We start from the raw sequence: 21,083 nt of genomic DNA, 5'->3' as shown, positions 1-21,083 counted from the left end.
ATCAAAATTCAAGTTTATTATTCAAGCATACTATCAATTTGCGTAGTTGTAAATAATTACCAAAACAAAAGTATTGCAATTTGTTATTCCACCCATCAAAAAACTATTTGTGAACACCGTTGATAGAGCCAAATACACTTAACAGAAACAATTTCAATATAATTTTTGCTATTTAATAAAATTTTTTCATTTCACTAATGTTACCGCACTGTTCTCTTCACAAAAAAGAGAACAGCCATTTGACTGCTCTCTTCTGCTTTGTTAAAAGATATCGGTACAATTTGAAGAAGTTTAACCTCTGGATGCTTTAATCATTTCATTTAACATTCCTTTAATACAATAGTAACCGATTATTACGGTAGGAGTTTCTAACCCCGAAATAAGTTGGTCTTGCCTTTTCAACTTTTTGAGCCACTTTCTTTGTATAATAGGCAATATGCTTCATTAATTTGTTCATTGACATTGCTCCTTAAATATCCAGTGAATTTAAAGGATTGAATTTGTCATTTTGCTCCCTAAGTTCATTACCCCACATAGCTACATATCTCATTGTTACAGCAATTGATTGATGACGCATAAGCCTTTGTATTGCAAAAGCACTCATCCCAGACATAGCTAGTCGGTGACAAAATGTGTGTCTGAAAGTGTGAGCCGATACTCGAACGTCTTTAAAATCCATTTTTTTACCTAGATAATTAAAAACTAACATCAAAGAGTTGTCGGTCAATTGAGTGTTATCCCGCTTAACAAAAACATAATCACTTAGATTTCCCCAGTATTGCTTACAGAAAGTCTGATATCCTCCAAGTTCCTTTGCCAATTTATCTGTAATCGGAATCGTTTCTTTCCTTCTACCTTTCCCGAAAACAGAAATTGATTTATTAATGAAATCCACATCTGACCATTGAAGATTTATGACCTCACCCCGTCTGATTCCAGTACCAAGAATTGTAACAATAATCATGTAATCCCGATAAGCCACATAGCTTTTTTCACGTTGTTTTATCCTTCTGTAGAAGTTTAACATCTGCCGTATTTGATCATCACTGAAGACATCAATCTTTACATCATCTTTTTGCATTTTGACCTTCTTGGCTGGGTTATTCTTAATGACCTCACATTCTACCATGTAATTTAAAAAGGCTCTGATCCTTAATAGCTTTGTGTTAATGGTACTAGGTTTATCGCCCTTCTCTTGGCATTGTAAGAGATATTGTCGAACATGGCTGTAGGTAATGTCTTCAACATTAACTACTTGGTTCTCAATGCAATAATCCACGAACTTCCCTAACAGCATTTCATAATTTTTGATATTCGTCTTGGTTGTGTTCTTGAAACGTCTGTCATCCAAAAAGTCTTGATACGCAAATTTTAACAACACAAAAAACCACTCCCTCATTTTTTAGGAAGTGGTTATTGCTATTGAAAATAATTATCTACATGACAGCTTCTCAATAGGATTGAAAAATGGGGCGAAAAATAGCCGTAACTATTTCTCTATTTGAGAGCATGTGAAAGCCTCAGAAGCCTTACATCATGCCGCCCATTCCACCCATGCCGCCCATGTCAGGCATTCCAGCAGCACCAGCAGGTTCTGGCTTGTCAGCAACAACTGCTTCAGTTGTTAAGAACATAGCCGCTACAGAAGCTGCGTTTTGAAGTGCAGAACGAGTTACTTTAGTTGGGTCCACGATTCCAGCTTCGATCATGTTTACCCATTCGCCGTTAGCTGCGTTGAAGCCTGTGCCTACTGCTTCGCGCTTTAAGCGGTCAACGATGACAGAGCCTTCAAGACCAGCATTGTGAGCGATAGTGCGTACTGGCTCTTCCATCGCACGTAATACGATGTTGATACCTGTTGCTACGTCACCTTCAGCTTGGATTGCAGCTACTTTGCTGTATACGTTTAGAAGGGCTACACCACCACCGGATACAATACCTTCTTCCACTGCAGCACGAGTAGAGTTCAAAGCGTCTTCAATGCGAAGCTTGCGCTCTTTTAATTCAGTTTCAGTTGCAGCACCAACTTTGATTACTGCTACACCGCCAGCTAATTTAGCTAGGCGCTCTTGTAATTTTTCACGGTCAAATTCAGAAGTAGTTTCTTCTAATTGAACACGGATTTGGTTAACACGAGCTTCGATTGCTGCAGAATCTCCTGCACCTTCAACGATTGTTGTGTTTTCTTTTGTTACAACCACTTTAGAAGCGCGTCCTAAAGATTGGATTGTAGCAGTTTTTAATTCACGGCCAAGCTCTTCAGTGATTACTTCTCCGCCAGTTAAGGCAGCGATATCTTCAAGCATTGCTTTACGACGGTCACCAAAGCCAGGAGCTTTAACAGCAACTGCATTGAATGTTCCGCGAAGCTTGTTCACTACTAATGTAGATAATGCTTCACCTTCGATATCTTCAGCAACAAGTAATAATGGCTTACCTTGTTGTACTACTTGCTCTAGAACTGGAAGGATTTCTTGAATGCTAGAAATCTTCTTATCAGTGATTAGGATATATGGATTTTCTAAAACAGCTTCCATTTTTTCAGTGTTTGTTACCATGTAAGCTGAAACGTAACCACGGTCGAATTGCATACCTTCAACAACGTCTAGTTCAGTTGTGAAGCCTTTAGACTCTTCGATTGTGATAACGCCGTCGTTGCCAACGCGCTCCATAGCTTCAGCGATTAATTGGCCTACTTCTTCGTCAGCAGAAGAGATTGCTGCTACTTGCGCGATAGAAGATTTACCTTCGATTGGTTTAGAAATCGCTTTTAACTCTTCAACAGCTGTAACAACTGCTTTTTCGATTCCTTTACGGATACCCATTGGGTTTGCACCCGCAGTTACGTTCTTTAAGCCTTCGCGGATCATCGCTTGAGCAAGAACAGTTGCAGTAGTTGTACCGTCACCGGCAACATCGTTTGTTTTGCTTGCTACTTCAGCAACAAGCTTTGCACCCATGTTTTCGAATGCATCTTCAAGTTCAATTTCTTTTGCAATCGTTACACCATCATTTGTGATTAAAGGTGAACCAAATTTTTTCTCAAGAACCACGTTGCGTCCTTTAGGTCCAAGAGTAACTTTAACTGCATTTGCTAGAGTATCTACACCGCGAAGCATCGCGCGGCGCGCATCTTCACTAAACATAATTTCTTTAGCCATTGTTCAAAGAACCTCCTCTTATTTTCTTGTTATTTTTTAAAAAATGTTCTATTAAGCTAATACAGCTAGGATATCGTTTTCACGTAAAATTAAATATTCAACGCCTTCGTACTTCACTTCAGTACCAGCGTATTTTGAGAAGATAATGCGGTCGCCAACAGCAACTTCAAGAGCTACGCGTTCGCCACTTTCAAGTACACGACCTGTACCAACAGCAACAACTTTACCTTCCTGAGGCTTTTCCTTCGCTGAATCCGGTAATACGATACCGCTTGCAGTTTTTTCTTCTGATTCAACAAGCTCAATGACAATGCGATCACCTAATGGTCTTAACAAATCAAACAACCTCCTCAAAAATATATGAAATTCTGACTTATTAGCACTCTCTTCGAATGAGTGCTAACACAATTATTATAATAATGAATCTGAAAATCTTTTGCAAGTCTGAAGCATAAAATTTTTATAGCAGGGTAAATCTTTTTTTCAACCTTAATCAGTATGCGAAATACAGCAATTTCTATTCAAATTTTTTTAGATAATTTATTCAAAATTGAACGAGACTATTTTTAAAGGTAGAATGAAGGATGGAATCCATACGAATTTATTTCTTTTTATTATTAAAAAATAGTTATAAAGGGGACTTTTTATTTGAAAAGGCAATATTGGATTATTTTAATTGTATATATCGCTATGCAGTTTTCCAGTTTAATCGGTGTTCCGTTATTCATGTTCGGATTTAAGCATTTTGGCGGCAGGCAAGAGTTAGCAGTGCCCGTATGGCTTTTGGCAAGTTTTACGTTGGCCCTTATCATTATTCTTTTTATGTTACGAAATGAAATGAAAACTAAAAGCCTCAACCAAAGAGGGAGTTCCTTCGGATATTCGGCCATGTGGGCAGTGCTCGGCTTTTTCTTGGCCTTATTTGCTCAGTATGTGGCGGCTATTATTGAGCACCTAATCGGAATTGAAGCAGGCTCTGAAAATACGAAGGAGATTGTTGATATTATCGAATCCTTCCCATTAGCTATTTTTGTAACGAGCATTGTGGGTCCTATTTTAGAAGAAATCGTTTTTCGAAAAATCATCTTTGGTGCCCTTCATAAACGATTTAATTTCATTATTTCCGCCATTATCAGCTCAGTCATTTTTGCGGCTGCTCATATGGAATTCCAGCACATTTTACTTTATTCGGCTATGGGTTTTACCTTTGCTTTTCTTTATGTCAAAACAAAACACATCATCGTGCCAATTTTTGCGCATGTCACTATGAACACCTTAGTGGTTCTCGTTCAGTCTGTTTATAGAGATGATATAGAAAGACTAATGCGGGAGGCAGAGGCGGTTCAAAACTTTATCGGAGGCTTTCTATGAGACGTTCACCCTTGTTTTCCGGATTGATTTACTTTCTTTTAGGCGGCTTATTCACCTACTTTGCCATTGATGACGTTCAAAATAACGGCTGGGGCTTCTTCAGTTACCTGCTGGTTCTATTAGCAACATTCGATTTCGGTTCCGGCCTAAAAATGTTCACCTTCCATTTTAAATACAAAAACAAAGTGGAAAAATGATTAAAGGTGTCAGGTACCATGTGAAAAATCCACATGGTGCCTGACACCCTTTTTATTTTGAGACCTCTTGTTGTTTATTAAACACCATACGTCCATTACCAAGGGTAAAGATGAAGAGGAAGGCGATGCCTGCCGGGACCAGTGCCCATGTAAAAGTGTGGACGATGGAACTGGAGAGGGCATCGGTGATTTTATCAAGAATTTGCGGTGGTATGTTCTTTCTTGCTTCTTCTGATAATAAGGCTCGGGAATCCCCAAAAGCTCCGCCCTTTGGCATTGGCCCCATTCCGGAAAAAGCCTTTTTCAATCCTTCTGTAAATTCACTCCTTTGGATTGTGCCAAAGATGGTAATCCCTATGGTCATCCCTAATGAGCGGATAAAGTTACTGGTCGATGTAGCGGATCCCCTTTGCTCCATACCAAACGGATGAATCGCTGCCATACTTAAAACGGAAAAAGAGAAACCTACTCCTAAACCGACAACAATCATATACAGAGTTAAGATGGCTCTGCTTGTTTCAGGTGTAATCGTACTTAGTAAGATAAATCCGCCAATTAGGATAGTACCCGATATAAACATGATGTTTCGATAGCTCATTTTTGTCGTCAAGAACCCGCCGACCTGCGCAGTCACTACGGATCCGAGCATCATCGGCAATAAAATCAGCCCTGAATTCGTGGCACTGCCGCCGTAAACTCCCTGAACAAAAATCGGGATATAAACGGTACCTGCCATAAAGGCTGCCCCGTAAAACAAACCAACCAGTGTACTACCTGCAAACAATTGATTTTTAAACATCGCAAACGAGATGATTGGATCCTTTGCCTTCGTCTCGACAAACAAAAAGATCAACAATAGAATCGCAAATCCTGCGAATAGGCTGATGATTGTCGTGGAATCCCACTCATACTTCTGCCCGCCTAATTCCAGTGCAAACATTAAACAAACAACCGCGCCAATTAGCGTCAGCGCTCCCCACCAGTCAATCGATTGCTTTTGGTGGACAGGTGATTCTTTGTAAGAGATAACAATAAAGATCAATGATAGAATGCCAAGCGGCAGATTAATATAGAAAATCCAATGCCAGCTGATATGGTCGGTAATATATGCCCCGAGCAATGGCCCAAAAATACTCGAAAGCCCAAATACAGCTCCGAACAAACCACCCATTTTCCCGCGTTTTTCAGGAGGGAATAAGTCGAACATAATGGTAAACGCAATCGGTACAAGCGCGCCGCCGCCCACCCCTTGAATTGCGCGGTAGATGCTTAATTGCGTAATCGTTTCGGCTGTTCCGCAAAGGGCCGAGCCAGCCATAAACAAAATCAATCCAAAAATAAAGAACCTTTTCCTACCGTACATATCTGATAATTTACCAAAAATCGGCATCCCGGCCATTTCTGCCACCATATAAGCGGATACCACCCAAACAAAGCTCTCAAGCCCGCCGAGGTCGCCGACAATGGTTCCCATCGCGGTGACGACGATCGTGTTATCCATCGAGGCCATTAAGATCCCTAGTAATAGCCCTGCGACAACCAATCCTAATTTACTCTCTTTTGCTACCATCCGATCTCTCCTTTATATCTGTGTCTTTGTTTTAATTGTTGCCTGAGAATCCTGAGCGAAGCCCAAGCGATATTCCACCAAACCAATTTGACAGCCAGGACCTATCTTTACCTTATTACCTCTAACGACATCGGCTGTTGTATTTTCCAGATAGATGTCATCCCCTTCAATGACCTTCGCTGTCAGAGACCCCGCGTCTTTTCCGAAGGGAAGAAGCGAGCTTTTTTTCTTTTTCACCGTTATTTTTCCGCCGCCGATTTCCTCAGCGGAGCTTTGGCCGTATCGCAGTCCCACCTTAATGGTATCAGCCGTCAACAATCCCTTGATTTCAAAGCTGCCGCTTGAATCGAACATCTCATACTCCACATCGCCATTTACCGCGATGCTTCCTTTAATTGATGCCTGATCACCTGCAAGTCTTTCGCCTACTTCCAGCAGCCCCAAAATCTTTATTTTTTTCAACTGCGCCCGGCTGCCAACCACCAGCGTTCCCATGACAAGCATTTCTTCGGCCTCGATACTGCCTTTGACCTCGGCCTCCCCTAAAATTTTTACTGAACCTGTTTTAACATTTTCGACCGCTTCACTCGTTCCATATACATTGAACACAGAGCATTCCACTTCATTGACAATCGTTCCTTCGCCTCTGATGCTAATTTTATCGTAATGGCCGCCAGGATAACTGCCCGACCCATTTATAATAAGATTTCCGTTTTTTTTCATTTCCCTTTCCCCCCCACTAATACTTTCTGACATCATTCACCACAGCATTTTTATCCTGGGAGAATTCTTCTGTGTATTCTACGACGCCAATCTGACAATTAGCACCGATTCTAACCTGATTGCCCCGCACAACTTTGGCAATCGTATTTTCAAGGTCGATTTTATCCCCTTCTATTAAATCCGTTTCTAATTGCGCTTTGAAAATGGGTTTGAATAAAGCGCCGATAAACGACCCTTTATGCTGCCTTACCGTAATGGTTTGCCCACCAATTTCTTTTGCTTTGCATTCCCCATAAATCTTAATATCTACCTCATCAGCGTTTAAAAGCCCGCCAATCGTAAACCGGTATTCTCCTTTAAAAATCTCAGCCTCACAATCCTCACCGACTGTAAGAAATCCGCGTAATTTGATATCCTCGGACCTTACACTTCCGCCAACAGAAACTTTACCTGAAACCCTCAAATCTTTTACAAGCAGGTTTTTTTCAAATTTCGCCGTCCCGTCAACCTTCAATTTACCGGTCTCGACCGTACCCTTAAACTTGGCATTTCCATTTACCCTTGCCTCAGCAGCCCTTAGGTTCCCATTGATCACCCCTGAGCCGTTACAATCAAACTCATGGCATTCTAAATCATTATTAATCGTCCCTCTGCCATTTAATGTAACAACATTAAATTGGCCGCCGTTTGACGAACCCAAACCATTAATGACTAAGTCCCCTCTATTTTTCAATTCCATCCCGATTCTCCTTTATAGTAGTTTCGATTTAATTTCTTCCATACAGGTCATCAAGGAAACATGTACCACGACCTTTGTACCCCGCTCAAAATGGATCTCTTCGGTATTAATCAATAAAAGACACGATGACACACCTAGCTTTCTGGTAATCAAAAGCTCGCAGCTTTTTTGCTTAATTAACCCTGAGTTATCCTTTAATACTTGCAGCAGCATTTTCCCCTCATCCAAATTGATTTCTCCAGACTGCAGTAGTTTTTCTAAAACATAAACTTCAAGCATTCTGGAAAAATTAAATTTTGGACCGTCTTGGTCATTTTCTAAGTAGAAATTCATTACCGCACCCGAAACAATGTTACGTTTTATTAACTCGTCTTTTTCAAGTTGTAAATCACTTAGGCTAGGAGAAAACATATCAGCAAGTTCATCTAGTGATAAGTTTTCTTTCATTGTTTGAATTTTGTTGATTCTTTCTAGGATTTTTTCTTTTGGAAAGAATGTTTCCTGCCCCGTAAACGTGGATTTCCGTACAAACCATTCCTCCGGGATGAGATCCTTTCGCTTCCATCTATACAACTGTCCATAGGATATTCCCGCCAGCTCTAATAATTCCTTCTTGGAAATTAACTCCTCGCTCATTTTGAAAACCCCTTTCTGTGTAATAATGTAACATAACACTGTTACGTTGTAAAGATACGTTTGTTTCGTCCGATAAAAAAAGGGCCTTCCGCAGGTTTGCGAAAAGCCCTCTATCTCTTTATTCTTCAATTTCATCCGTTGGGTAGTGCTTTAAAAAGTAAATAAGTGATTGCAGCTCGACAGCCAAGTCGATGTGATGAACACGAATTGCTGGCGGAAGATTTAACCTGGCAGGGGTGAAATTTAAAATCCCTTTTACATTCGCTTTAACCAGTCGATCCGTAATCATTTGAGCAACCTGTGCCGGTACCGTTAAAATCGCCACTGATATACTGTGGTCCGTTAACACCTTTTCCAATTCATCCATATGATAAACCGGTACTTCGCGAATCATTGTTCCCATTTTTGCAGGATCCACATCAAAAGCACATTCTATTTTGGTATTATTATTTTTCAAAAAGTTATAGTTTAAAAAAGCCGTACCGAGATTACCAACCCCGATTAAGGCAACCTTGGTTAGTTCATCTTGGTCCAATGTTTTCCTAAAGAAGGATAATAAATAATTCACATTGTATCCATAACCCTTTTTCCCTAAAGCCCCGAAGTAGGAGAAGTCCCTCCGAATGGTAGCCGAATCAACCTTCACCGCTTCACTTAATTCTGCTGATGAAACCCTTTGTTTACCCGAAGAATGCAGGTTTTTTAAAAATCGATAATAAAGGGGCAGCCGTTTGGCTGTCGCCTGTGGTATTTTCATCGTTTCATTGCTCATAATCTCCTACCCCCCGCATCAATTGTTTTATTTAACTCGTTCTGTCCGCTTAAAGTCGCCATTTTTACCGCCAGTTTTCTCTACTAAATAGGTTGGCCCGATGACCATTCCTTTGTCAACCGCTTTACACATATCATAAACAGTTAAAGCACAGGCGGATGCTGCTGTTAGCGCTTCCATTTCAACACCTGTATTTCCCTTTGTTTTAACATAAGCAGCAATATGTAATTGATAGTTATCGTTAATGTCCTGTTCCCATGAGAAGGAGATATTTACTCCCGTTAATGGAATCGGGTGACACATTGGAATGAGATCCCATGTCTTTTTCGCCGCCATAACGGCTGCCACCTGAGCTACCGCTAAGACATCGCCTTTTTTCATTTCATTATTTGTTATTTTTTCAAAAATTTCTTTGCTGACCGTAATACTGGAATGAGCAAGCGCCGTACGTGCCGTTTCAGGCTTATCGCTAACGTCGACCATCTTGGCTCTGCCTTCTTCATTAAAATGAGTAAATTCTGCCATATAAACAATCCTCCGTTTAAATCATACACTATTTTTCTTTATATGTCTGTGAAACTTTGAACTAATCGTACAATTTTTTGGCATTAAAGTATTAATAGTCCTGATAACCTGCCTCGCTTTATTGCCGGACCTATAGGAATACGGTAAACTATTTATAGTAATAGAGGTGAATTTTAATGATTTTATTGCAGGTTAATCAACTACAAAAATATTATGGTGCTGACCTTATTTTATCGAATATAAAACTAGAATTACAAACGAGAGACCGCGTTGCCCTAGTTGGACGCAATGGAGCCGGCAAATCAACGTTGTTAAAGATTATTGCCGGCCATCTGTCACATGATGGCGGAGAAATCATCAAACCAAAAGATGTGACCATCGGCTATCTAGCGCAAAATACTGGGTTAGAGTCCAAATTGTCTATTTTGGAAGAAATGCTGACCGTTTTTGAGGAACTTCGTCAGATGGAGCAATCGCTGCGCAGGCTTGAAAAACAAATGGCGGATCCAAGTATTTTCGAAGACCAAAGTCGATACGAAAGAATATTAAAAGAATATGACAGTCTCCAAGTAAAATTTAAAGAGCAGGGCGGCTATCAATACGAGGCCGATATTCGCTCTGTCCTGCATGGGCTAAATTTTCATGATTCTTCTGTCATGATCTCCAGTTTAAGCGGAGGACAAAAAACTCGTCTCGCATTAGGAAAGCTGCTGTTAACCAAGCCTGATATCTTAATACTGGACGAGCCGACGAACCACCTGGATATTGATACTCTCTCCTGGCTCGAGCAATACCTGCAGAGTTATGATGGAGCCATCCTAATCGTCTCCCATGACCGCTATTTTTTAGATAAAGTCGTCACACAGGTGTATGAGGTATCCCGCAAGCAAATCCAGCGGTATAGTGGGAATTATAGCTCATATCTTGATCAGAAAGCAGCCAATTATGAGCGTGAAATGAAGCTGTATGAAAAGCAGCAGCAGGAAATTGCTAACCTACAAGACTTTATTCAGCGCAATTTGGCCCGAGCCTCAACGACAAAACGGGCGCAAATCAGACGGAAAAAGCTTGAGAAGATGGATGTCATGGACCGCCCATTAGGAGACGAAAAATCTGCTAACTTTTCATTCGATATTGAGAGACAAAGCGGGAATGATGTTCTTTTGGTCGAATCTCTTTCAGTTGGTTATGATGGTGAAAGGATTTCTGAGAATATCTCATTCCGTGCCTTTAAAGGCGAAAGCATTGCCTTAGTCGGACCAAATGGGATTGGCAAATCGACTCTTTTAAAGACAATCATAAAAAAACTCCCTGCGCTTAGCGGGACGATTCAATATGGGACAAACCTCTCGATTGGCTATTACGACCAAGAACAGGCAGAATTGAAGTCCAATAAACGGGTATTAAATGAGTTATGGGATGAATATCCGTTGAAAAGTGAGAAAGAAATCCGAACGGTCCTTGGTAATTTCTTATTTTCTGGTGATGATGTGTTAAAGACGGTTTCTACCCTAAGCGGAGGCGAGAAGGCACGCCTCGCCCTAGCAAAACTAATGCTTGAGAAGGCAAATGTCTTAATCTTGGATGAGCCTACAAACCACCTTGACCTTGATAGTAAGGAAATTCTTGAGAATGCCTTAATCGATTACCCAGGCACCATCTTGTTTGTTTCCCATGACCGATACTTCATTAACCGTATCGCGACAAAGGTGTTGGAGTTAAGCCGTCAGGGCAGCTGTGAATATCTTGGGGATTATGATTATTATTTGGAGAAAAAGCTAGAGCAGGAAGAATTGGCTGCATTAGCCCTTGCCGAATCTGCTAAAAAATTGACTCAAGTGGATACTGTTGAAAGAAATAGTTATCAACAGGATAAAGAAAGCAAGAAGCTTGAACGCCAGCGCAAACGGAAATTAGAAGAGATCGAATTAAGGATTGAGGAGCTTGAAGAAGAAATCCAGGAATTTGAACAGTTATTATGTGAGCCGGATATTTTTCAAGATCACGAAAAAGTATTGGAAATCAACATAAAAAGTGAAAAAGCCAAAGCAGAGCTCGAGCATTTGATGGAAGAATGGGCCGAGCTGGCGGAATAGCTTGGGAAAAAACCGGTCTTATTGGTCCGGTTTTTTCATGATTTTCCTAGATGTTTTTTGGTTGTGGATAATTTTCAAAAAATTTTCGAGGGATATCAACATTTTGTTTAGATATCCTCATTTCCCACAATGTTATTCACATATTAAATGGTATATTTCCAAACAGTTATTAAACTTTTCCACATTATCCACGGTAAATCTTAATTTTATCCACATTATCAACAAGAACACACGTACTTATCCACATTTTGATTTTTTGGATCGATTGCACAAAAACTTTATCCACAAAAAACTATTAAATTCACTAGATAATATTGAGATCCATCCACCTAGATAGTTGCCATGCCTGGCACACAACAAAAAAAAGCACCTTTATGGTGCGTCTAGATCGAAAGGTAATTATTTATTTAGTCTTTCATACCCATGGCATCAGGTATGGCATGTTTTAATATATTGATAGCTAAATCGGCTCCACTTCTCATCAGGTTGATCCTTATACCTGTTTCGATTAAACTTGGGTTTGCCTCCAAAAATGATCCAGAAACTCGATAGATCATCGGAAGAACTTCAAAACGGGATTCTGCTCCAACTGGATAAATGGCAGCCCCGTATTTTTCGCTTGTGGCAATGACCTTCTGAGCAATAGGCATTTTAAGCTTAACAATGACGTTCTTTTCTTGTGCGTTCGCAACGATTGCATGGTCCACTTCAGGGATTTCACCTGCATTTAAAATGTCTGCCAATTGATGCGTTTCCTCGTTTTGAACAGCCATCGTAACAGGAGCAAGCACTAAAGATCGAAGCAGATCCATTGCCTCATATCCCTGAACCTGGCCGCCTCCCGAATAATTGCGTTCAATGATAGTATTGATGGCTCTTTCCTCTCCTACAATCACGCCAATTCCTGGAGGGCCTAACAATTTAAAGCCTGAGAAGCAAGAGTAGGAAGCGCCTAGTTCTACTCCAATTTCAGGTACCTTGAAAACGGTATAGTTATCATCAACGACTATTGGCAAATCGGGGCGGATTTTTTTCACCAAATGGATGACATTTGATAAGCTATACGTATCATCAGGCATTTGCCGGGAATGCTGCGCATAAAAAACCTTGCAATCCTGGTGTTCATTTAACGCCCGCTTGATAGATTCATCATCATTAAAATCAACAAAAACCGGATTCAATCCTAACATCCGCACTGTTTCCTTAGTTGTTGTATACAAAGGGCTTTTATGCATAAACAACCGATCACCTGGATCCAGTAACGCAGAAAGCGTATATCGAATAGAACCTGTCCCTGCCCCTCTAATCAAGGCACAGGACTCGGTGCCAAAAAATTTTGCCAGCACATTTTCAACCTTCTTTGTTTGGTGTGGCCTTCCAAGCCCAGGAACCACTCCAAGATCTCCCTGGTTAAAAAACTCATTGCCTCTAAACTCATCAGCAATTGCTTTTGTCAGCTCAAATTGCTTTTTCTTTGCTTCGTCGATGCTCATGGTAGTTAATAATGTTTCAAGCATGTTCCTCACTCCAAAATGTTACTTAACTAGTAAACTAGAATCAACTGAAACTATTTAGACAACATGTAATCCTACTAATGCCAAAACGTTGGCTAAAATTCCGACGATAATGGCTGCAATAGGTCCTGCCGCCAAGCGGATAATCGGTTTACCGGCAATCTCATTTAAAATATAAAGCGCTATGACAATAAACATACCTGTACCTGCCCAAATTTGGTTTGCTGCATTTACACCGCCTATTAATAAAGCAAGCTCCAAAATTTGCAGCATAGCCGTTCTGATATTATCTCCCGACATTTTTAATGAAGGAAATTTATTTAAAAATCCGCCAACTTTTCCAAGACTTAAAACTTCCAGTCCCATTGCTCCGGCACCTAACACCCCGGCCATAAGAGGGTTCGCAGATACATAACCTAAACCTAAAATCCAATCACAATATCCTTCAGTTGCATACACGCCGCTAACAAGTGCAGTAGTAATAATTAAAGGCATAAATGCCAGCGCCTGGACAAATGCAACTAATGCTGCCGACGTGACCTCACCCTTACCTAATAATGCCGCCGCAATCGGTTCTCCAGCAATCCAATGATAATTGGCAGCAATCGCAAGTATCGCACCCATAGGCATCAAGTAATAAATATTTTTCCTGATCCTCTTTACATTTTCGGTAAATAAACCTTCGCCAATATCTTCTAATCGTGTTTTATTACGTGAAGCAAATATAATCAAACAAATCATTCCGACTAACATCGCAATACCCTGTGTGCTTAAGAAAACTTTTTCACCCGCAATATGGATGGGATTAATTCTTTCCGTAATAATCCAGCCTAGTGCAGACAGCAAAAATGTGATTAACCCTTTTCCTTTACCGAACTGATATCCAACTGCTATCGAAGGAAAAGCAACGAAAGCGTAAATAATCGGATCGCCAACAGAGGCCAAAGCATCTAAAAAGTTTATTGGAAGATATTTAAAACCTTTAATAATAGCATTTAAAGTAAGTGGGACTACGGCCCCATAAATCACACCAATAAATACGGAAATAAATGTATTTTTAATAGAAGTTCCAATGATATCTGCTGACAAAAGTACGATATGAATAACAATAATTCCCGATGCTATGGTTATAGGCATCGCAAAACCCGTAATAAATCCAATACTAATAGCAAAAGAAACACCCGCCAGTTCACGCCTCGACATATTGCCATTTAAGTATTCAGGTAAAATCGGTCTAAGTCCATCGTGATAAACAGCGATGGCGCGATTGGCCAAAAATGTCGCATACCCGCTCATAATTGCAAAAATGATTAATTTAATAATCTCTTTTGTTTCCATTACCTTACCCCCCTAGTATTTTTTTCTTTTAAAGCGTTGTCTATCTTTCTCTAAGCATGACTTGTTTTATTTGCCTGATAATAATTTTACTAACAGCGAAACGGAGGCTGCGGCTTGGTCAGCAGTAAATCCAAATGCTTTTGCCCCTCTAGTAATGGAATCACTAACCTGCAGTTCTTTTGGAGCTCTGCCTGCCATGGCTATCGTTGCGCATTTATCTCTTCCCAAAATTCCATAAGCCATTCCCAAGGCCCCGCCAGCCCCGCTTTGACATGCCCCGAGATAATAATCAAATTCACCCGTTTTCACTTTCAATGCAGCTTCAGTATCGCTGAATATGACTGCACTAAACTCTTCACCGCCTTCTCTTTCAACAAGTTCTTTAATTTCCATTTTGTTTAGCTGGCCGCCAATTGCAAATTTAATCATGAAAAACACTCCTTTATTTCAGTAGATTTAATTTTCAGTTCATTTAAAATATTATTTAGCAAGTCATTTCGATTCACCCCCTAAATTCACCTGATAGATCAAACTATAATGAATAAATAAATAGTCTTTTTCAGCTTGAGGTAATTCCTTTCCCCACTGTGTTTCTAAATAAAAAATTTCTGTATTGATTCTTTCTGCATATCTTGTACTTTTTGCTTCATTAATAATGGCTTCAGATGGTCCTTCAATGATCTCCCCTGCTGACAGCCTCGTCATCGCGAAAGGAAGATGGGTAAACAGCATTTCACCTTGTTCGATGTCGTCTTTACAAAGTGTGATTCTTAAATAATCAAAAGCCTTTTCTGTTACCTTTGCAGCTTGAGCGGTAATCGAATCCGATTGTTGAAGAATGGATAATCGTTCCATTAATTCTTTTTTATTCATTTATGAACCTCCAAAATACAGTATTTAGTATTATAGAAGTCAGAAAGTTCTCACCTTTTGTTAAAAAATCATTAAGGGGAAGCCTTCTGAATTTCATTTACTATTTTCATTAACCAACACTCATAGTCACTAACTATTTAATATTGGGGAAACCTTTCGCCTGCTTCCACCATTCTTTGTACATTTAGAACAATTTCTTTGTTTAGTAAAGAAATTTGTTTCTTCACTTCAATTCTGCCGGCTTCGACAACAATTGTCGCTTCAGAAGTTAACCTTGTTAACTTTTTTGCTTCTTCTGATTGAAAGTCTACAGTATAAAAAGTCTCAACTGAGCGAACTTCGTCAATATTCCAAACCGCTGCGTCAATTTGGTTTTCTTTTAACATTTGAAATAGCTGCATATAGTTTAAATCAACAAATTTCACATCAAGCCCTTCGCATTCAAGGAGTGTGATAGTGGATTGATCAGGTGACAAGCGGTCAATTCCAATTCTCATACCAGACTCAATTTTGGTCTTCGTTGGATCCGTCAAGAAAATCTTATGTTCAGATACGTAAGTACCAGCTCCGAATGATTTAACAATTTCCAGACCTTTATGAGATTTAATACTCTCCTCGGCAGCCAGCCGTGAAACAATCGCAAAATCATAACGTCGTGTTTTGAGAGCCTCCAGGCGATTACTTGCTCCTCGCATATAAGCCAAACTAATTCGCTTGTTAAGATAATTAAAGCCATCTACAATACCTGTAGCCAATCCTTCATATTTTTTCGAATATGGCAAGGGCATTGCTCCAACCAAAGGGCCAGTGCCGGAAATATCCAATAAAACGCTTACATCCTTATTTAACAAAAAAGTCCCTAAATGGCCTCTTGCTTCTAATTCAATAGCTCCTAACATTTCAAGCAGTTTGATCGCACCCTGGACTGTCCCTCGCCCTAATTCAAGACTTTCACAAAAATCTGTGACTGTAGGAATTTTTTGACCGTTTTGAATTTCTAATAGCTCTAAGGCTATTTTTTTTGCGGCTAATCCATTTTTAGAATACAAGTTTTCCCACATTTCATTTTCATCTGCCTTTGATTTCAAAATACTATATTCAGTATCTTGAATATAACAATTTTCACCTTTGTCGTAAAGTGCATTTTTTAAATCATGGCAGGATTTAACCCGAAATCGCTCAATTGATCAATTAATTACATATTTATGTAGCAAAAGAAGCCGCATCTAATAATAGACCACGACTTCTTCTATTATGTTCTTCATTATCTTAGTAAAAGCTCAACATTCATTGTCGCTTCTAATTTAGAAACAGCCTTTTCATCTGCGACCACCACTACATTTGGATGATTTTTTAAAACCGAAGCAGGACAGTCCGTACCAGGTTCGCCAGTAAACATCCGGCAAATCGCTTTAGCTTTTGATTCTCCTGAAGCGAGCAGCAAAATTTCCTTGCTTTTTAAAATCGTGGCGATCCCCATCGTAATAGCTTTCTTTGGAACCTGATCGTTACTTTCAAAATAGCGGGAGTTGGCCTTTCGGGTCGATTCCGTTAAGGTGACGACATGTGTTTCCCTGTCGAACGGGGTGCCTGGTTCGTTAAAGCCAATATGTCCGTTTTGGCCAATCCCTAATAGCTGCAAATCCACGCCGCCAATTTCATCAATCATCGCTTCATAGTTTATGGCTTCCAGTAAAATATCATTCGAAAGTCCATTTGGAATATGAACATTTTTCTTGGGAATGTTGATATGATCAAATAAATGTTTAAACATAAAGGCATGATAACTGTTTGGGTCATCCGGTGCAATTCCTTCATACTCGTCCAAATTGTACGTAAACACATTCTGATAAGAAGTATAATTTTTTTGATAATCCTCGATCAACATTTCATACGTTCGAACGGGAGTGCCTCCTGTTGCCAGGCCAAGTGCCACTTTTTTGTTAGACTTTATTTTATCAAGAATAAATTTGGCCGCAAATGCACTCATTTCTTCATGATCGCGAACTTTAACTAGTTTCATATCTTCACTCCTCTCGTTAAAAAGATAAAACTCTTAAAAATTTACAAGATCTCGTTTAAAAAGCTTTCGCCGAACTCCGGCCTTTCAATTCCGACAAATTCCGCCATCGTTGCTGCGATATCTGCCATTGTCTCTCTAGTACCAATGGAAACCGGCTTCACATGTTGGCCGACAACCAAGATAGGCGTTTGTTCTCTTGTGTGATTTGAATGGCCGATGGTTGGATCGTTCCCATGGTCAGCCGTAATGATCAGCACATCTCCTTCGCCTAATTCCGGAATGAAGGATGCTAAAAACGCGTCCGATGTTTCTAATACTTCTTTATACCACTCGCTGTCCTCTTTATGACCAGCAAGGTCTGTTTCCTGTACATTCACCAAGAAGACGGCATTTTCTTCACTTTCGCGATAAAGCTTGGCATAGGTTTCAAGAACATCCTTTGTATTCACAACTGGATCACTGTATCCATTTGCTTGAATCACATCCGCTGTTTTACCAATCCGATAAACAGGAATCTCATTTAACTCGGCAATATGCGCAAATTGCTTCTCAAATTCGACTCCGTACCCTAAATGAAGTACCCGGTATCCCTCTCCATAAACATTCGCTTTCGGAGCATCCACACCCCATTGCCCAGGATGTTTCTCTTTCACAACAGAAAGAATCGTTTCGATATCAGACTTTTCATTGCCAAAAATAATCACGCGGCTTGTATCGACATTTGCCCGTACCACTTTACCTATTTTAATAACTTCCTCGAACGATAACTGTCTCAAATCCCCGACAACGTTAATAATATTGCCAAGCTGAGACTCGAGATTGTCACCAATCACCACGGCACCATTCACTAGTAAAATAGTAGACTCTTCAATTGGATTGGTCACAGTGTATCCTTGTTCTTCTAATGCCTGTTTAAGGGTATTTCTGATATCCTTCATTAAACGTTTTTTGGAAACCTGCGGTCTGCTTCCCATCAGTTCCTGATGGCCCATAAAGGTATCGGCACCAGGATGGGCCAAGTTGCTTTTTCCGTAAGCAGCAGTTGGAGTCCCTGCCTGATCGACGATTTTTCCCAATCCCAGGTCATACAAAGTAGGAATATTTAAATCAACGCTCTCTCTGATGTGTTTATACGTATGGGCATTGATGTCCTCCATCTTTAGTTCCTTGCAGTCTTCCATTGCCCCGACCCCAAATCCATCCAACACTAGTAACGTGATTTTACTCATACCTTAATTCCCCCTTCTTTGAAAATAAATGAGCTCTGGCTGTTCGGAATTCACATTTCGAACAAAGGCAACATGGGCTCTGGTTACGAATATTTGTGTACGAAACGCGTAAACAACTGTATCCGCAACCTTCATATTTTTCTCACGCTTAAGACATCCATAATAATCAATATTTTCAGGTGACACACAGTCCACTTTTGCGGGTTGCTCCAAAGTTTCTGTTCCGTTACTTCCGTATAGTGCATTTTCCATATTGGAACGCGGATAAAATCCGCCTGCAATCGTGTACGCATGTTTTTCATCCATATGGGAAATTTCCGATACATACACCATGGCTGGCACTTCTGGCAAATCCTCTTTGTAGGCATGTAATGGCGTCGTGCCAGTTAGCGCATGTCCTGGTTCTCCATGTGTCACACCATACTCTTTCAGCATTGGTATCGTGTGGCAGCTTGTCGCACTTGGAGCATTCACATGGGTCACGGTAATTCCTTTATTTTCAAGGATTTTACGTGCCAGCTGGATCGTTTCCATATTGGAGGTAAAATCAAAATTATTTTTTTCTCCATTTATTTGCAGTACAGGAAAACTTGTAATTCCAATTACACGGATTCCTTTAAGCTGCAGCAGCTCGTCCAAGCTATCTTCAAGCTGATCCAATAGGAAGCCGCCAAATTGACCTGGATAAACCATATCAGATTGTCTAATCACCCTCAGAATGACATCCTGAACTAGGCCCAATTTTTCAGCTGCCTCTGAAAGCTGTCTACCTTTTTCTACTGAAAAAAGAGTAACAACCTCCGGCTGTAATTTTGTCAATACTTCTTCCCATTGGGATTTGCCTGGCTGAACAATGTGACCAATATTGCCAATATGACAATCTTGTTTTTTAAGTTCAAATGCTTCATCTATATCCACGGCAACAGCCCGCTCGATGCCACTTTGCTCGATGATCTTGCCCACAAATCCGCTTCTTCCGATTTGCTTTGACATATAATACAAATTAAGTCCATGCTCTTTTGCAGTTTGACTAAGTTTTCTTACGTTATCTTCCAACGAATCCACGTCAATCACATACGTATTGGCAGGTATTTTTCCTTCCTGATGAAGTTTTACCGCCGCTTGGATGAGTCCAGGATTTCGTTTTTTTGTCATATTGATAAACATGGGCAATTCACCCCCTAGAGATTTCTTCTAGTACATTTTGTAAAATTCTTATCACAGTAGTTGCAGAAGATTTCATAGGATTTACTCGAACCCCATGCATTTTCAGTTCTGGTCTGCTTTCAAGAAAGCTCCCAGATACTCGGTAAATCATTGGAATCAATTCATAACGTGATTCAGCACCGACCGGGTAAGTGGCTGCTCCATATTTGGAGGCAAGCTCAATTACTTGAACGGCAATTGGCTTCTCGAATTCAATGATCACGTTCTTGGATTGTGAATTAGTGATATAGGCATCTTTAATGCCTTCTAATTCGCCATGATGGATTCGGGAACACAATTCCTCAACCTGCTCATTTTGGATGGCAATCATAACAGGAGCAAACGCCAAGCTTCGAAGCAGTTCATGCGCCTCAAAACCTTGTACTTGCCCTCCACCGGAGTAGTTTCGCTGGTGAAGCCGCTGAATTGTGTCCTTTTTGCCTAAAATCACACCAATCCCTTCTGGCCCTAACAATTTAAAGCCAGAAAAAGTGGAGAAGTCCGCCCCTAACTGCGTACCGATAAACTGGGTTTTCATCGCACAATAATTGTCATCCACGACAATCGCTAAGTCAGGACGCAACTCTTTTACCAAGGAGATGATTTCCTTTAAGTCATACTCATCGACAGGCTGCTGTCGTGAGTGCTGAACATAAAAAACCTTGGATTCTTTATCAGCTTCTAACGATGTTACAAGTGCTTGCTTATCATTAAAATTGACTTTGTTTTGTTTTAAACCCATCAAGCGAAATGTTTCTTTTGTTGTCGTATACATTGGAGCCGAATGAACGATACATTGATCACCTGGTTCAAGCAATACACTTAGTATCGCCCGGATCGCGCCTGTCCCGCTCCCGCGCACTAAAGCACAAGCGTCTGCACCAAAGGTATTGGAAATAACCTTTTCGACTCTTGCAGTGGTCAGCGGCCGGTGATAGTCAGGATGAAGACCGACATCGCCAATTTGAAAGAATTCATTATTCGAAAACTCTTTCGTTACTTCATCCAAGAGCCGAAACTGCAGCTTTTTTGCTTCTTCTAACGTCATATTCTTCAAAATAGAACGTTCATATTTAAGACTCATTTCCTGCCCTTCCTTCTCATAATTCG

22 protein-coding genes are annotated in these 21,083 nt (G+C 40.3%); 3 read left to right on the top strand and 19 right to left on the bottom strand.

What is annotated here, in order from left to right:
- Nucleotides 1–331 precede the first annotated feature (331 nt).
- The 4 genes from ABES02_RS07455 to groES form a co-directional block, all read right to left on the bottom strand.
- Complete coding sequence (locus ABES02_RS07455; RefSeq protein ID WP_430132685.1) at nt 332–457, bottom strand: hypothetical protein; 126 nt, start codon at nt 455–457, stop codon at nt 332–334.
- Nucleotides 458–469: 12 nt separating this feature from the next.
- Complete coding sequence (locus tag ABES02_RS07450; RefSeq protein ID WP_430132683.1) at nt 470–1,381, bottom strand: tyrosine-type recombinase/integrase; 912 nt, start codon at nt 1,379–1,381, stop codon at nt 470–472.
- 148 nt (nt 1,382–1,529) lie between these two features.
- Nucleotides 1,530–3,161, bottom strand: coding sequence for a chaperonin GroEL (groL, locus tag ABES02_RS07445; RefSeq protein ID WP_430132682.1), 1,632 nt, complete (start codon nt 3,159–3,161; stop codon nt 1,530–1,532).
- A 51-nt stretch (nt 3,162–3,212) separates the two neighbouring features.
- Entirely contained in the window at nt 3,213–3,497 is a 285-nt protein-coding gene (groES, locus tag ABES02_RS07440; RefSeq protein ID WP_430132680.1) for a co-chaperone GroES, read from the bottom strand.
- A gap of 312 nt (nt 3,498–3,809) precedes the next feature.
- Here groES and ABES02_RS07435 point away from each other — a divergent pair, with 312 nt between their 5' ends.
- Both ABES02_RS07435 and ABES02_RS07430 read left to right on the top strand, forming a co-directional pair.
- A complete protein-coding gene (locus ABES02_RS07435) occupies nt 3,810–4,532 on the top strand; it encodes a CPBP family intramembrane glutamic endopeptidase (RefSeq protein WP_430132678.1) in 723 nt (240 codons plus the stop codon).
- A complete protein-coding gene (locus ABES02_RS07430) occupies nt 4,529–4,729 on the top strand; it encodes a YdiK family protein (RefSeq protein WP_430132677.1) in 201 nt (66 codons plus the stop codon). The genes ABES02_RS07435 and ABES02_RS07430 overlap by 4 nt, the downstream gene beginning before the upstream one ends.
- Nucleotides 4,730–4,781: 52 nt before the next feature.
- On the opposite strand, the gene ABES02_RS07425 is transcribed toward ABES02_RS07430, so the two are convergent.
- From ABES02_RS07425 to moaC, 6 genes are all read right to left on the bottom strand, one after another.
- Nucleotides 4,782–6,299 carry an MDR family MFS transporter gene (locus tag ABES02_RS07425; RefSeq protein WP_430132675.1) on the bottom strand — a complete coding sequence of 506 codons (1,518 nt, stop codon included), beginning with the start codon at nt 6,297–6,299 and terminating at the stop codon, nt 4,782–4,784.
- A gap of 12 nt (nt 6,300–6,311) precedes the next feature.
- The gene (locus ABES02_RS07420; RefSeq protein WP_430132673.1) at nt 6,312–7,022 is read right to left on the bottom strand and encodes a cytoplasmic protein; all 711 of its coding nucleotides are present in this window, start codon (nt 7,020–7,022) and stop codon (nt 6,312–6,314) included.
- A 16-nt stretch (nt 7,023–7,038) separates the two neighbouring features.
- Entirely contained in the window at nt 7,039–7,761 is a 723-nt protein-coding gene (locus tag ABES02_RS07415) for a polymer-forming cytoskeletal protein (protein WP_430132671.1), read from the bottom strand.
- A 12-nt stretch (nt 7,762–7,773) separates the two neighbouring features.
- Nucleotides 7,774–8,397 carry a YhbD family protein gene (locus ABES02_RS07410; protein ID WP_430132669.1) on the bottom strand — a complete coding sequence of 208 codons (624 nt, stop codon included), beginning with the start codon at nt 8,395–8,397 and terminating at the stop codon, nt 7,774–7,776.
- Nucleotides 8,398–8,515: 118 nt separating this feature from the next.
- Nucleotides 8,516–9,169: a redox-sensing transcriptional repressor Rex gene (locus ABES02_RS07405; protein ID WP_430132668.1), complete on the bottom strand. Its 654-nt coding sequence runs from the start codon at nt 9,167–9,169 to the stop codon at nt 8,516–8,518.
- A gap of 27 nt (nt 9,170–9,196) precedes the next feature.
- Entirely contained in the window at nt 9,197–9,694 is a 498-nt protein-coding gene (moaC, locus tag ABES02_RS07400; RefSeq protein WP_430132666.1) for a cyclic pyranopterin monophosphate synthase MoaC, read from the bottom strand.
- 176 nt (nt 9,695–9,870) lie between these two features.
- Here moaC and ABES02_RS07395 point away from each other — a divergent pair, with 176 nt between their 5' ends.
- Nucleotides 9,871–11,790, top strand: coding sequence for an ABC-F family ATP-binding cassette domain-containing protein (locus ABES02_RS07395; RefSeq protein ID WP_430132664.1), 1,920 nt, complete (start codon nt 9,871–9,873; stop codon nt 11,788–11,790).
- Nucleotides 11,791–12,197: 407 nt separating this feature from the next.
- On the opposite strand, the gene ABES02_RS07390 is transcribed toward ABES02_RS07395, so the two are convergent.
- The 9 genes from ABES02_RS07390 to ABES02_RS07350 form a co-directional block, all read right to left on the bottom strand.
- The gene (locus tag ABES02_RS07390) at nt 12,198–13,307 is read right to left on the bottom strand and encodes an aminotransferase class V-fold PLP-dependent enzyme (RefSeq protein ID WP_430132663.1); all 1,110 of its coding nucleotides are present in this window, start codon (nt 13,305–13,307) and stop codon (nt 12,198–12,200) included.
- A gap of 54 nt (nt 13,308–13,361) precedes the next feature.
- Nucleotides 13,362–14,642 carry a YhfT family protein gene (locus tag ABES02_RS07385; protein WP_430132661.1) on the bottom strand — a complete coding sequence of 427 codons (1,281 nt, stop codon included), beginning with the start codon at nt 14,640–14,642 and terminating at the stop codon, nt 13,362–13,364.
- 66 nt (nt 14,643–14,708) lie between these two features.
- Complete coding sequence (locus tag ABES02_RS07380) at nt 14,709–15,071, bottom strand: DUF2620 family protein (RefSeq protein ID WP_430132660.1); 363 nt, start codon at nt 15,069–15,071, stop codon at nt 14,709–14,711.
- 63 nt (nt 15,072–15,134) lie between these two features.
- Nucleotides 15,135–15,515 carry a PRD domain-containing protein gene (locus ABES02_RS07375; RefSeq protein WP_430132658.1) on the bottom strand — a complete coding sequence of 127 codons (381 nt, stop codon included), beginning with the start codon at nt 15,513–15,515 and terminating at the stop codon, nt 15,135–15,137.
- A gap of 137 nt (nt 15,516–15,652) precedes the next feature.
- Nucleotides 15,653–16,603, bottom strand: coding sequence for a GntR family transcriptional regulator YhfZ (gene yhfZ / locus ABES02_RS07370; RefSeq protein WP_430132656.1), 951 nt, complete (start codon nt 16,601–16,603; stop codon nt 15,653–15,655).
- Nucleotides 16,604–16,779: 176 nt separating this feature from the next.
- Entirely contained in the window at nt 16,780–17,538 is a 759-nt protein-coding gene (nagB, locus tag ABES02_RS07365; RefSeq protein ID WP_430132654.1) for a glucosamine-6-phosphate deaminase, read from the bottom strand.
- Between the two features lie 41 nt (nt 17,539–17,579).
- Nucleotides 17,580–18,767, bottom strand: coding sequence for a phosphopentomutase (locus ABES02_RS07360; RefSeq protein WP_430132652.1), 1,188 nt, complete (start codon nt 18,765–18,767; stop codon nt 17,580–17,582).
- Nucleotides 18,768–18,770: 3 nt separating this feature from the next.
- Nucleotides 18,771–19,934, bottom strand: a complete 1,164-nt coding sequence (locus tag ABES02_RS07355) for a YhfX family PLP-dependent enzyme (RefSeq protein WP_430132650.1) — start codon at nt 19,932–19,934, stop codon at nt 18,771–18,773.
- A gap of 7 nt (nt 19,935–19,941) precedes the next feature.
- Nucleotides 19,942–21,057, bottom strand: a complete 1,116-nt coding sequence (locus ABES02_RS07350; RefSeq protein ID WP_430132648.1) for an aminotransferase class V-fold PLP-dependent enzyme — start codon at nt 21,055–21,057, stop codon at nt 19,942–19,944.
- Nucleotides 21,058–21,083 lie beyond the last annotated feature (26 nt).

Source organism: Neobacillus pocheonensis (assembly GCF_050477905.1).
In the GTDB taxonomy this organism is placed as follows: domain Bacteria; phylum Bacillota; class Bacilli; order Bacillales; family Cytobacillaceae; genus Neobacillus; species Neobacillus pocheonensis_A.
Note: the sequence above shows the minus strand (reverse complement) of the source record. Positions and strands in the feature narration are given on the sequence as shown.

Bases quoted from the DNA above. Each gene is read 5' to 3' on its own strand.
- ABES02_RS07375 (WP_430132658.1), bottom strand. From the start codon at position 15,515: ATGAATAAAAAAGAATTAATGGAACGATTATCCATTCTTCAACAATCG.
- ABES02_RS07455 (WP_430132685.1), bottom strand. From the start codon at position 457: ATGAACAAATTAATGAAGCATATTGCCTATTATACAAAGAAAGTGGCT.
- moaC (WP_430132666.1), bottom strand. From the start codon at position 9,694: ATGGCAGAATTTACTCATTTTAATGAAGAAGGCAGAGCCAAGATGGTC.
- ABES02_RS07385 (WP_430132661.1), bottom strand. From the start codon at position 14,642: ATGGAAACAAAAGAGATTATTAAATTAATCATTTTTGCAATTATGAGC.
- ABES02_RS07405 (WP_430132668.1), bottom strand. From the start codon at position 9,169: ATGAGCAATGAAACGATGAAAATACCACAGGCGACAGCCAAACGGCTG.
- ABES02_RS07430 (WP_430132677.1), top strand. From the start codon at position 4,529: ATGAGACGTTCACCCTTGTTTTCCGGATTGATTTACTTTCTTTTAGGC.
- ABES02_RS07355 (WP_430132650.1), bottom strand. From the start codon at position 19,934: ATGTTTATCAATATGACAAAAAAACGAAATCCTGGACTCATCCAAGCG.
- nagB (WP_430132654.1), bottom strand. From the start codon at position 17,538: ATGAAACTAGTTAAAGTTCGCGATCATGAAGAAATGAGTGCATTTGCG.
- ABES02_RS07415 (WP_430132671.1), bottom strand. From the start codon at position 7,761: ATGGAATTGAAAAATAGAGGGGACTTAGTCATTAATGGTTTGGGTTCG.
- ABES02_RS07420 (WP_430132673.1), bottom strand. From the start codon at position 7,022: ATGAAAAAAAACGGAAATCTTATTATAAATGGGTCGGGCAGTTATCCT.
- groL (WP_430132682.1), bottom strand. From the start codon at position 3,161: ATGGCTAAAGAAATTATGTTTAGTGAAGATGCGCGCCGCGCGATGCTT.
- ABES02_RS07350 (WP_430132648.1), bottom strand. From the start codon at position 21,057: ATGAGTCTTAAATATGAACGTTCTATTTTGAAGAATATGACGTTAGAA.
- ABES02_RS07395 (WP_430132664.1), top strand. From the start codon at position 9,871: ATGATTTTATTGCAGGTTAATCAACTACAAAAATATTATGGTGCTGAC.
- ABES02_RS07410 (WP_430132669.1), bottom strand. From the start codon at position 8,397: ATGAGCGAGGAGTTAATTTCCAAGAAGGAATTATTAGAGCTGGCGGGA.
- ABES02_RS07425 (WP_430132675.1), bottom strand. From the start codon at position 6,299: ATGGTAGCAAAAGAGAGTAAATTAGGATTGGTTGTCGCAGGGCTATTA.
- ABES02_RS07380 (WP_430132660.1), bottom strand. From the start codon at position 15,071: ATGATTAAATTTGCAATTGGCGGCCAGCTAAACAAAATGGAAATTAAA.
- ABES02_RS07390 (WP_430132663.1), bottom strand. From the start codon at position 13,307: ATGCTTGAAACATTATTAACTACCATGAGCATCGACGAAGCAAAGAAA.
- ABES02_RS07360 (WP_430132652.1), bottom strand. From the start codon at position 18,767: ATGAGTAAAATCACGTTACTAGTGTTGGATGGATTTGGGGTCGGGGCA.